Raw genomic sequence first — 11,065 nt, forward strand, 5'->3', positions numbered from 1 at the left:
GGCACCGGCCAGTCACCCCCGACCATCCCGCAACCCACCGACCTCCAACTCCACCTCCTGGACCTGCTCAACATCGATCCACGAGACCTCCGCTGAAGATCACTCACGTGCGGAAAACGGGGCTAGCGAGCCTCACGCGGCAGGGGCCCGCCTGCCGAGCAGGACGGGCATGGTGCGCGTGCTGTTGCCCAGCAGGGTGTCCAGCGGCGGCAGCTCCTCCGGCGGCGCGGCGGGCCTCATGTCCGGGAACGCCGCGAACAACGCCGACAGCGCGATCTCCGCCTCCAGCCTGGCCAGCGGCGCGCCCAGGCAGAAGTGCGGCCCGTGCCCGAAGGCCAGGTGCGGAGCCGGCGCGTTGGTGAGGTCGAAGCGGTGCGCGTGCTCACCGTATTGGCCAGGATCGCGCCCCGCGGAGGCGAAGCAGGCCAGCACGGGCTCGCCCGCGCGCAGCGGCACGCCGTCGATCTCGATGTCGCGCACGGCGTAGCGCATCGGGAAGTAGGCGATCGGCGAGTCCCAGCGCAGGGTCTCCTCCACCGCCGCGCTGTACGGGCACTGGCCGGAGCGCAGCAGATCGAGCTGGCCGGGCACGTTGATCAGCGCGCCGATGGCGTTGGTGATGAGGTTCACCGTCGTCACGTGGCCCGCGATGAACAGCAGCTCGATCGTCGCGTACAGCTCGTCGTTGGACAGGCGGCCGCCGTCCTTCTCGCGCAGGGTGATCAGGTCGGTGATCAGGTCTTCCCCCGGCGAGTCCCGCCGCTCGTCGATGATCTGCCCGAGCAGCTCGTGCAGCCTTCCGCGCACCTGCGGGCTGTCCTCCAGCGCGCCGACCTGGGCCACGGCGTCGCTGAGCTCGTGCAGCTCGTCCTGGTGGGCGGGCGGGATGCCGATCATCTCGGAGATGACCTCGCGCGGCAGCGGATAGGCGAACTCCAGCCGCATGTCCACCGGCTCGTCGGGCGGCAGTTGCGCCAGCCGGTCGATCAGCCGCTCGGTGATCGCGGTGATCTTGGGCCGGAGCTGCTCCACCCGGCGAGGGGTGAACGCGGTGGCCATCGGGCTGCGCAGCCGCCGGTGGTCCTCGCCCTCCGCGTTGAGCATGGAGGTGTCGGTGACGATCCGGTCGATGGCCGTCCCCGGCGGCGAGCTCGCGCGCGCGGACGGGGACCAGTAGCGCAGCTCCCTGGACAGGTTCGGGTGGGTCAGGACGGTCAGCAGCGTGGCGTACGTCGTGGCGGCCCAGGCCGGTACCCCCTCGGCCGTGACGGGCACGAGCGGACCGGCCGCGCGCAGGCGGTCGTTGTCGGCGTGCAGGTCGGGCGAGGCGGGGTCGAGCACGAAGCGGTCGCCGACCGCCGCGCCGCTCATCGGGCAGCGGCTCTCCACGCCGGGAGCGTCGCCGAGGTCTCCGCCGAAGGACGAGCTCTCGTCAGAGGAGGCCGGGTCGAGGATGGAACGGCTGTCGTTGGTCATGGGTCATCCCGTCCGTCCTGGGCTGACCGCCAGCGCGGTCACGTCGATGCCGGGGTCCTGGTCGAGGTAGAGGTCGCGGACGAGCTCGCCGGCCGCCGGCGCGTTGCACAGGCCGTGGCCGGAGAAGCCGGTCGCGTACAGGAACGCCGGAGGCCCCGGCTGGTGCCCGATGAACGCCCTGCGGTCGGGGCTGGCGTCGCGCAGGCCGGTGACGGCCGTGTGCAACGCGATCCCCGCCAGGCTCGGGTACGTGATGGCGAGCTGCGCGGCCACCCCGCGCCGCCAGGCCTCCCTGTCCGGGCCCGGATAGCCCATGCCGATGAGCATCCGGTCGCCGCGCACCCGGATCAGCAGGCCGCTGGCGGCGTGCAGGGTCACCGGGATCTCCGGCGTGCCGGGCGGCAGCGGGTCGGTGGTGAGCAGCTCCTGCTCGATCGGCTCGGTGAGCGGCAGGTCCACGCCCGCGCACCGGACGAGCGAGGCCGACCAGGCGCCGGCGGCGCACACGATGGCGTCGCCGCGCACCTCGCCGTCCGCGGTCTGCACGGTCCCCGTGGCGGTGTCGATGCCGGTGACGGGACATCCGGTACGCAGGTCCGCCCCCGCCCGCCTGGCCGCCTCCGCGTACGCGGTGACGATGGCGGTGGTGTCGGAGATGTAGGCCTGCGGCGAGTACGCGGCCCCGGCCAGCGGCAGGTCGCCGATGAGCGGGTTGCGCTCCTTGGCCTCCGCCACGCTGATCAGCCCGACGTCCACCCCGGCGGCATGCTGGTCGGGCAGGTCGGCCTCGAACGCGCTGACCTGCTCGGGCTCGCTGAACAGCACCAGGTAGCCGACCTGCCGCAGCGGCAGGTCGATGCCCGGCCTGCTGGGAAAGGCGTGATAGGCGGCCAGGCTGCGCACGGCCAGCGCCGAGCTGACGGGATTGCCGGCGAAGTACGACCTGACCACGTCGGCGGTGGCGCGCGAGGCGCCCGAGCCGAGCTCACCCCGCTCCAGCAGGGTGGTGTCGATGCCCGCCTCCGCGAGGTGGAAGGCGATCGACAGCCCGATCACGCCGCCGCCGACGACCACCACCCGTGAGCCGCTCACGCCCGCTCCGCGGTACGGCGCAGGCTCTCGCCCGCCTCCCACGGGAACAGGTGCAGGTTCCAGCCGCCCAGGCAGTTGCAGTAGAGCGCCATGTGCGCCATGACCGCGACGAAGTCCTCGTGGCAGTCCAGCCGCTCCAGGCCGTCCAGCAGCCGCTGGGTGAAGCCCCACAGGGTGTCCAGGCCGCAGTAGCCGAGGAACTCCGCGGGAGTGTGCGCGAGCTGGCGGGTCATCTGGCGCAGCCACGGCATCGGCATGCCGTCCAGCGCGGCGCGGACGAGGCCGCCGTAGCAGCTGTAGCCGAGCGGGCGCGTCTCGCCGTTGACGAACAGCAGCGTCGTCAGGACCGTCTCGTAGCTGCCCGCCCCCGAGGTGATGCGTCCCTGGTGGAGGTCGATGAGCTCGCGCGGCGGGTCGAGCCAGATGCGCTCGGTCTCGGCGTGCACGTCGGCGGCCAGCGCGTTGAGCTGCGGGTCGCCGATGGGCAGCCGGGGCAGCACGTGGCCGTTCTTCCCGCCCTCGCGGCGGACCTCGGCGATCACCGGCTCCTTGGTGGTGTATACGGCGTTCCAGACCTCCCGGCCGGCCTGGGCCAGGGCGTCGAGGTCCTCTTCGACGACCTGGCCGATCGGGGTCGCGGTCATCGGCTCCGTGAGCTCCCCGTACTTGATGCCCAGGTGCTGCAGGCGGGAGCAGAACAGCGTGCCGTCCGGCACGGTACGCCGGTCGACCTTGTACTCCGCGGGCGTATGCAGCAGCGAATGGACCGGGGCGACGTGGTACAGGTGGTACCCGGCGACCAGGGCATGTCCTTGCAGGCTGCGGTAGGGCAGCGCGTCCCACAGGCACTTGGCCAGGGCGGGGTTGCGCTGGTCGAGTTCGGCGGCCACGGTGATGTCGAGGCTAGGCCAGCTGATTTCCACACGCTTCGATTCGTTCACAATACGTCACTCTATAGTCACGTTTTGTGGCAATACTGGCGGGGTCGGGCTATTTACCGGGTCATGACCTGGGGTGGAGCGCGGCCCAGCTCCGGTCGTCGCCCCAGATCGACTGCGCGTCCACGTACGGCCGCAGCAGCGCCGTGAGCTGCGGATCCCCGCGCCCGGCGAGCTCGTCGGAGGCGATCTTGCGGGCCACCCCCGCCATCACGTCGCCGACCTGCACCCTGGCGTCCAGGCTGGACTCGATCAGCCGCAGCCCGGCCAGCCGCCGCTCGCCGAGGATCTCCCGCAACTGGGCGATGCGCTCGTCGGTCAGCGTGGTCTGCCGGTCGTGCACCACGGAGACCGGCCGGCCGCCCCGGCCCCAGAAGGCGACGGCGTTGACGATGCCCGGGATGAGCGGGTCGAGGGCCGGGAAGACGTGCGGATCGGCGAGGAGCCGCTCCCGGAAGGACTCGACGCGCGGCCTGGCCCGCCACAGCTCCTCCACGATCGCGCCCGCCCGGCCGCCCGTGCCGCGCAGGTCGCCGACCAGGCGGAAGGCGTCCTCCACGGACGTGGTGATCCCCTGCCCGTTCTTGGCGCGCAGCAGGTAGTTGAAGGAGTCGAGGAACGCCGTCCACCGGCCGGCCCCGAAGGCCGCCGGGCCCTCGCGGTAGAGGTCGACGGCCATGGCCCTGATCTGCGGGTCCGCGCGCAGCCCGATGCCGGGCAGGCGGTCCCCGGTGTCCTCGGCGAGCAGCTCGACGAGCTTGCCGACGGCGAAGAAGGGCTTGTCGGCCAGGAACACGTGGACCTGGCCGAGCACGGGGCCGGCCGGGCCGAGCAGCCACTTGAGCGCCGCCCGATGCTTCTCGCGCAGGATGTGGTTCGCTTTGTACTCGGAGACGGGGGACGGCGCCCGCGCCCGCAGCTCCGCGATGCAGCCGGCCGCGGCCGGCATGTCCATCCCCACGCCCGCGTGCGCGAAGACGTCGGTGTTGCCGCCGACGAGCTTCTCGCCCTCCGCGCCGGACTCGTCACACGCGATCTCGAGGGGTTGCGCCACGACTACCGAATCTAGCCAACGCGCGTGACCGTCCGCGAGGCAATTTCTCCCTCGCGGACGGGTTTCGGGCATGACTGCCCGGTGTCACAGGGAGGTACGCGTGAACTGCTGGTTCTGCCCGCCGTTGCAGGGATACTGCTTGAACTGCACGTCCTCGGCCTGCGACGAGCTCGGCAGGTCCGCGCACTTGCCCGAATGCCTGGCCACCAGCCGCAGGTAGCCGCCGCCCGCGTCCTGCAGCGTCCACTGCTGGTTGGCGCCGCTGCCGCACGCGTACTGCTGGAGCGCGGCGCCGTCGGCGGTGCTGACGCCGTTGACGTCCAGGCACCTGCCCGAGTGGCGGGCGACGATCTGGACGTAGCCGCCGCTGACCGACTGGATCCGCCACTGCTGGTTGGCGCCGCTACCGCAGGTGTACTGGATGACCGGGGCCAGGTTGGCCGTGGACCCGTTGCGCACGTCCGCGCACTTGCCCGAGTGTCGCACGGACAGCCGGTCGTAGCCGGTGCCCGTCGAGGTGATCGTGCCGGCCGCCGCGTCGATCGTGAGCTGGCGCGCGTACGTCAGGCTCATGGTGGTGCCGCTCGGGAACTGCACCGGCAGCCACACGTACCGCGAGTCGTTGACCGGGCCGCCCCACGCGCCCGCCCACCGGTCGCCCAGATACAGGTAGGAGGTGCCGGACGTGCCCTGCACCGGCAGCACGAACGCGGGCTGCGAGCCGTAGGTGAGGGAGTCGCCGGCGTTCTGCCAGGCGCTCCACGTGCCGGTGATGCTGGTGGCGGTGGCGTACTGGGCCTGGTTGGGCTGCCAGCCGGTGGCGGCGGAGGTCAGCAGGAAGTACACGCCGTTGCGCTTGAACATGGCCGGCGCCTCGCGGTGGTAGCCGTCCCACACCCGCACCAGCGACGCGACGTCGGTGTAGTCGGCGCTGAGCCGGTAGACGTGCAGGTCGTAGTTCTCGTCGGCGGCCGAGATCATGTAACCGGTGCCGTCGGTGTCCACGAACGCGGTGATGTCGCGCGACATGTGGCCGAGCGGCCGGAAGCTGCGCAGGTAGGTGTAGGCGCCGTCCACGGTGCCGGAGACCGCCACGGCCGCCCGCGCCTCGCCGTAGTCGCTGCCGTTCTCCTTGTGCATCCACATGATGAACTGGCCGGTCGAGGCGTTGTAGACGACCTTCGGCCGCTCGATGTTGGCCACCTGCAGCTCCGGGGAGCTGGACTGGGTGAGCACGTGGTTGCGGAACTCCCAGGTGCGCAGGTCCGTGGAGCGGTAGGCCGAGACGTACCTGAAGGTGCCGTCGGCGTTGCGGTTCTCCCCGAACCAGTAGTAGTACGCCCCTGCCTTCAGCACGCCGCCCCCATGGGCGTGCAGCAGGTTGCCCGAGGTGTCGGTGAACTGGGCGCCGACCGGGACCGTCACCGGGGCGGCCTGCGCGGCGCCCGCCATCGGGCTCGCGGATAACAGCGCGAATGACAGGGGGAGTGCCAGGCACAGCCCGGCCAGGAGGGTGCGGATGCGGGACATGGAGTGCGGGCTCCTCTGCGATGCCGTGAGGCGGGCGGTTGACGCGACTCTGCGTGGGAGTCAAGGCGCTGTCAACGTCCCGGGCGCCGCGCCCCGCTGACGTCGCACATCAGCGGGGCGGGAGCGGTGAACGGTTCAGCCGCGCGGGTCCCAGCCGCCGGTGTCCACGTCGAGATCGAGCTCGCCGGCGATGTCGCCCCAGTCGGCGAACTTGAAGTTCGTGTTCTCGCGGTCAGGCGTGGCCGGCGTGTTCTCGCCGTCGTGGGCGACGAACAGGCCCTCGTCGAAGCCGCCCAGCGGGACGTTGAGCACGGCCGAGCCGTCGCTGTGCTCCACGCCGTCGAGGTCGCCGTCCGGAGCGACGCGGAACTGGCCCAGGTAGGCGTTGCCGCTCTCGCGGCGGTAGGCGGCGAAGGTGCTGTCGCCCTGGCTGGAGGCCAGCAGGTAGCCCTTGCCGTCCGCGCGGTAGTAGATCGTGAGACCTTCGGCGTCCGCGGTCAGCCGCCGGCCGCCGTAGCCGGGGTCGGCGCCGGGGGTGCACTCCTCGGTCTCAGGGTCGTACGTGCCGGGCACGCCGTACTCCCGCACCTTGTCCATGAGCACGGGGCTGCCGGTGAGGTCGGCCCGCATCCGCCAGATGCCGACGTCCTCCTGGGCGGCGTAGAGCACGTCCCGCTGCTGGTCCACGACCATGCCCTCGACCTGCGCCTGCTCGCCGGGCTCCAGGCACGGCGTCCAGGTCTGGCCGTTCGGCAACGAGAACGACGCGGGCAGGTCGAGCGTCCTGACGAGCTGGTAGCCGACCTTGCCGTTCGGTTTCGCCAGCAGCTTGACCAGGCCGACCGAGGTCCTGTGGCGGCGGCTGACCAGCGCGTACGTGCCGGTGGAGTCCTTCCACGCGGCCAGCCCGTACGCGGTCTCGGCGTCGTTGACCTGCTCCTGGGTGGAGTTGAAGACGAACGGCGCGGCCGGGTCGGTCACGTCGGTGAGCCGGCCGCCGGAGATGGCGTAGATGCGCAGCGTGTCCCGCCCGCGGTCCGACACGATCGCCAGGTCCCGCCGGTCGAAGCCGTAGGTGACGTCGACGTTGTTGAAGCGTCCAGGCTCGTCCTCGGGGCCGGGCGCGGCTGGCGCCGGGATGTGCTGGAGCTGCCGGCCGCCGAGGTCGTAGACGAAGAGCCCGCCCTCCTTGGCGGTGGCGATCACCACGCTGCGCCCGGACCTGGACGGGTGCACCCAGATCGCCGGATCGTCGCCGTTCGCCTTGCCGCCCGCGTCGTCGTCGAACAGCGCGGGGGTCTCCACCTCCGGCTCCACCGACGCGACGCCGCTGCCGGTCGCGGGCGCGGCCAGCCCTCCTACCAGTAAGAACGTCAGGAACGCCGGGAACAGCCTGGACAGGGGACGCATTCGTGTCTCCTCGCTCGGGGATGGTGTTGCTATGTAAGTAACAACGGATTAATTGCTAAATAACGGGACATATAGGTGCCCTGACATGACAAGAAAAACTGGGGCCGCGCCGTGAGCTGGCCCTGCCAGTCGGGCAGGCCGGGCGGCGTGACCAGCGGCTTGACCGTGCTGTGCCCGAGATGCCGCCCTCGCCGATCTCGTGCTTGACGTCCTCCTCGGTCATGACGAAGTGGACGAGCAGCTTGGCCGCGCTGGGGTGCCTGAGCTTCTTGTCCGTGGTGTCCGGCGCGCCCACGGCGGCGGAGATGTCCTCGTCCGAGCCGGTCAGCACCGGCTTGTTGAGCGAGATCCGCTTGATCCACTCGTGCGCCGCGTTCTTCTCCTCGGTCTTCAGCGCTTTGCCGTACTTGGCCTGGTACGCCTGCTCCAGCCCCTCGTTGCCGTGCGAGTCGAGCTGGGTGAAGAACGACAGCACGGTCGGCTTGCCGAGCGGGTCCTGCATCACCAGCTTGCCGGCCCACTCCGGCTCGGTCAGGTCCCAGACGTTGCGCACCGGGCAGCCGCCGGGGGACGGCTTGGTGTTGCAGGCGAAGATCGTCGCCTTCGACAGCGCTAGCAGCGGGTTGTGGTTCTCCGCCGGGATCTGCTCCTGAAGGTCGGCGGGCACCCGCGTCCGGGTCACGCCGCGTGGCATCAGCTGGCCGACCAGCACGCCGCCGTCCTTCTTGGCGGCGGCGACGAGCGCCTGCAGGTCGAAGGACGCGTCGAGCGAGGCGCTGGGCAGCGCCGTGGCGGGTGCGGCCGCCGGTTGGCCGCCGGTGGTGGACGGGGCGCAGGCCACGGCGGTCGCCGGCAACGCCATGGAGATGATCTTCCCGGTGCGCCTCATGATGGCGTCACTCCTCTGGCCTCTCGGGATCACGGGCGCCGCCTCAGCCCCGAATCCGGCACCCGAGTGTGCTCCACGATGAACATCAGGTGAATAATTTGTCAAGACATACTTACTTACACTCATCCATGTCGCCTGGTTTCATCTGGTCAGAATGTCAGGACAAAGTATTGACTGTTCATCTGCTGTTCATCTAGAACTGGAGGCCACGGGACGAGGAGCGATCATGCGTGTGGGTCTGCCGTACTGATGGGCTGGACACTGGCGTTCGCGGCGGTGGCGGTGTTCTTCGTGCTGATCACCGGGGCGAACGACGGTGCCACGCTGACCGGGTTCGGGCTGCGGGTCCCGCGCACGCCCGGCCGGGTGGTGACCGCGCTGCTCGTGGCGGTCCTGTTCGCCGGGCCGTACGTGCTGGGGGTCGCCGTGGCGCGGACCTTCACCGAGGGCCTCGCCGGCCTGGCCCTGGGCTACCTGCTGGGAGCCGGTGCCCGGCGCGTGCCGTCCCACCGGCGGATGCCCAGGCTCGTGCGGGCGGCCCACCTGCTGGCGTACGCGGCGCGGTGCGCGGCGGTCTTCCTCGCCGGTGCCCTGACCAGTTTCAACCGGGTGGGGGAGCGGCTGGGCCGCGGCCTGATCAGCATCTGGCCGCTGCACGTGGTCTCGGCGGAGGCGGCGGCGACCGGCGCGGTCCTGGCCGGCTCGGCCCTGGGCAGCCCGGTGAGCATGACCCAGTCCGTGACGGCCGGAGTGGTCGGCGTGGTGGCGAGCGAGGGAAGCAGGAGAGTGAGATGGCAGGGAGTGCTGAACGTGGGTACGGCATGGCTGCTCACATTGCCGTCGTCCATGGCGCTGGGTTGCCTGTCCGGGCTCGCGCTGCGGCTGCCGTGAGCCCCGCGGCGCGCCCGGCCAGGCGGCTGGCCAGGGCCTGGGACGAGCTGCGCGGCCGGTCGGGACGGCGGGTGATCGACCTGATCCGCGGCCAGGTCGCCGTGGCCCGCGCGGGAGCCGTGCTGACCTGCTCGGCCGCCTCGGGCGCGCTCGCCCGCTCGGCCGCGCGCACGCGCATGACCGAGGTCGAGCACGAGGGCGACGCCGCGCGCGCCGAGCTGGTACGCGCCCTGCGGCGGACCCTGGCCACCCCGCTCGACCGCGAGGACCTGTTCCGGCTGTCCCGCTCCATCGACGACGTCCTCGACCAGCTGCGGGACTTCGTCCGCGAGGCCGACCTGTTCGGGCCCGCCGACCTGGCCTTCGCCGTCGAGCCGCTGCGGGCCGTGATCGACGGCCTGGACGAGCTGGAGGAGGCCCTGCTGAAGATCCTCGGCGATCCCGGCTCGGTCACCGTGGCCGTGCTGGCCACCCGCAAGTCCCGCAGCCGGGTCCACCAGCTCTACCAGGCCAGGCTCGCCGAGCTGTTCGCCGGGCCGCTGGAGATGGACACATTGCGCGAACGCGAGCTGCTGTCGCGCCTCGACGCCGTGGGCAGGCGGCTCGGCGAGTCCGCCGACGCGCTGGCCGACGCCATGCTCAAACGCAGCCACTGATCAGGCGGGCCCTTGCCCGGTGGCTGCCACCGAGCAAGGCCGCCCGACCGGGGCAGCACCGACCGGCACAGCCGAAACCCCCCGAAGGAAGTCGCCACGGCTGTTCCGATCAAGGCGGAGCCGCCGCCCACCCCGCCGAGACGGCGCCGGCTGCTCCACCGGCTCCAGGTGCTGCGGCACGCCCCGACCGCCGCCTTCGGCCTGATCCTCGTCGTCCTGCTGGCCTACCTCATCCCGGGCATCGCCTTCGCCGCGGCGTCGCTGTCGCTGTTCGCCGTGGCCAGGGGACCGCTGCCGGCGCTGTACGGGACGACGTTCCTGCTGGTCCTGGTGATGGCCGTGACGCACCTGCCGTACAGCTCGCGCTCGGGGATCGCGGCCATGATGCAGCTCGGCCGCGAACCCGAGGAGGCGGCGCGGATCGCCGGCGCCTCCTGGCCGCCCGGCCTGGGTCGACCACCGCATGGTCTGGGTCGGCTACGGCCCGGCCTGGGCCCGACCCCCTGGGCGGTCGTGAGCCGCCGCCCGGCCCTTAGCCGACGTCGATCCGGAGGAGGAAGCGGCCCTCCACCACGCGGACGGACGCGTGGCGGATCAGCGGCCCGTGGAACATACGGCTCGGGGCGACCGTGATGATGCAGCCGTCGGCCGTGGGCAGGCACCGGGAGGAGTCCGGATCGGCGAACTGGGCCGAGGCCACGCCCTGCTGTGCCTGCACCCATCGCATGGTGGCGAGGACCTGGGCCGGGCAGCGGCCGGAGCAGGCGGCGGTGGCCGCGTAGGTCACCTGCGCCTGATTCGTTCCGGTGCTGCGTTCGGCGTCGCGGGTGAATCCGGACGGGACGCCCATGTCCTTGGCCGCACGCAGGTTGGCGGCGTACGCGGCGGCGTCCCGCTGGGCGTCACTGAACAGGGAATACCCGATGACACCGACGGCGACGAGCAGGGCGACCACCACGCAGACGGCTGACACGACGACCCGCCGCCGGCGTCCGGAGCCAGCCGCCCGCCCGGGAGCGGGCGCAGGCGGAGAGCCGGGCACAGGCGGACGGTCGGAGGCAGCTGGACGGTCGGGGGACGGTGGCCGGTCGGGGGACGGCCAGGACGGCCAGGATGGCGAGGACGGTGG

General features: G+C 71.7%; 11 protein-coding genes. 2 read left to right on the forward strand and 9 right to left on the reverse strand.

The window, feature by feature from the left end:
• Positions 1-132: 132 nt before the first annotated feature.
• The 7 genes from ETD85_RS54730 to ETD85_RS54760 all read right to left on the reverse strand — a co-directional run bounded on the left by ETD85_RS54730 (position 133) and on the right by ETD85_RS54760 (position 8,389).
• Positions 133-1,476 (reverse strand): cytochrome P450 family protein, encoded by a 1,344-nt coding sequence (locus ETD85_RS54730; protein ID WP_138697771.1) that lies wholly within the window; start codon positions 1,474-1,476, stop codon positions 133-135.
• A 3-nt stretch (positions 1,477-1,479) separates the two neighbouring features.
• Positions 1,480-2,568, reverse strand: a complete 1,089-nt coding sequence (locus ETD85_RS54735; protein ID WP_138697772.1) for an NAD(P)/FAD-dependent oxidoreductase — start codon at positions 2,566-2,568, stop codon at positions 1,480-1,482.
• A complete protein-coding gene (locus tag ETD85_RS54740) occupies positions 2,565-3,458 on the reverse strand; it encodes a cucumopine synthase-related protein (protein WP_240780035.1) in 894 nt (297 codons plus the stop codon). The genes ETD85_RS54735 and ETD85_RS54740 overlap by 4 nt, the downstream gene beginning before the upstream one ends.
• 112 nt (positions 3,459-3,570) lie before the next feature.
• Positions 3,571-4,560, reverse strand: coding sequence for a hypothetical protein (locus tag ETD85_RS54745; protein ID WP_138697774.1), 990 nt, complete (start codon positions 4,558-4,560; stop codon positions 3,571-3,573).
• Positions 4,561-4,644: 84 nt separating this feature from the next.
• A complete protein-coding gene (locus tag ETD85_RS54750; RefSeq protein ID WP_138697775.1) occupies positions 4,645-6,090 on the reverse strand; it encodes an RICIN domain-containing protein in 1,446 nt (481 codons plus the stop codon).
• 135 nt (positions 6,091-6,225) lie between these two features.
• Positions 6,226-7,500, reverse strand: coding sequence for a phytase (locus ETD85_RS54755; protein ID WP_138697776.1), 1,275 nt, complete (start codon positions 7,498-7,500; stop codon positions 6,226-6,228).
• A gap of 55 nt (positions 7,501-7,555) precedes the next feature.
• Positions 7,556-8,389 carry an ABC transporter substrate-binding protein gene (locus ETD85_RS54760; protein WP_138697777.1) on the reverse strand — a complete coding sequence of 278 codons (834 nt, stop codon included), beginning with the start codon at positions 8,387-8,389 and terminating at the stop codon, positions 7,556-7,558.
• A gap of 249 nt (positions 8,390-8,638) precedes the next feature.
• Between ETD85_RS54760 and ETD85_RS54765 the strand changes: the two genes are divergently transcribed.
• Entirely contained in the window at positions 8,639-9,280 is a 642-nt protein-coding gene (locus tag ETD85_RS54765) for an inorganic phosphate transporter (RefSeq protein WP_138697778.1), read from the forward strand.
• Positions 9,277-9,936 (forward strand): DUF47 domain-containing protein, encoded by a 660-nt coding sequence (locus tag ETD85_RS54770; protein ID WP_206059489.1) that lies wholly within the window; start codon positions 9,277-9,279, stop codon positions 9,934-9,936. Before ETD85_RS54765 ends, ETD85_RS54770 begins: the two co-directional genes overlap by 4 nt.
• 224 nt (positions 9,937-10,160) lie before the next feature.
• On the opposite strand, the gene ETD85_RS64030 is transcribed toward ETD85_RS54770, so the two are convergent.
• Together ETD85_RS64030 and ETD85_RS54780 are read right to left on the reverse strand one after the other, a co-directional pair.
• Positions 10,161-10,319, reverse strand: coding sequence for a hypothetical protein (locus ETD85_RS64030; RefSeq protein ID WP_170247361.1), 159 nt, complete (start codon positions 10,317-10,319; stop codon positions 10,161-10,163).
• 149 nt (positions 10,320-10,468) lie between these two features.
• Complete coding sequence (locus ETD85_RS54780; protein WP_170247362.1) at positions 10,469-10,909, reverse strand: hypothetical protein; 441 nt, start codon at positions 10,907-10,909, stop codon at positions 10,469-10,471.
• Positions 10,910-11,065 lie beyond the last annotated feature (156 nt).

Origin of the sequence: Nonomuraea zeae (assembly GCF_005889725.1) — a bacterium.
In the GTDB taxonomy this organism is placed as follows: Bacteria; Actinomycetota; Actinomycetes; order Streptosporangiales; family Streptosporangiaceae; genus Nonomuraea; species Nonomuraea zeae.

Coding starts and splice junctions, on each gene's coding strand:
- ETD85_RS54730 (WP_138697771.1), bottom strand. CDS start 1,476: ATGACCAACGACAGCCGTTCCATCCTCGACCCGGCCTCCTCTGACGAG.
- ETD85_RS54750 (WP_138697775.1), bottom strand. CDS start 6,090: ATGTCCCGCATCCGCACCCTCCTGGCCGGGCTGTGCCTGGCACTCCCC.
- ETD85_RS54755 (WP_138697776.1), bottom strand. CDS start 7,500: ATGCGTCCCCTGTCCAGGCTGTTCCCGGCGTTCCTGACGTTCTTACTG.
- ETD85_RS54760 (WP_138697777.1), bottom strand. CDS start 8,389: ATGAGGCGCACCGGGAAGATCATCTCCATGGCGTTGCCGGCGACCGCC.
- ETD85_RS54765 (WP_138697778.1), top strand. CDS start 8,639: ATGGGCTGGACACTGGCGTTCGCGGCGGTGGCGGTGTTCTTCGTGCTG.
- ETD85_RS64030 (WP_170247361.1), bottom strand. CDS start 10,319: ATGGCCGCGATCCCCGAGCGCGAGCTGTACGGCAGGTGCGTCACGGCC.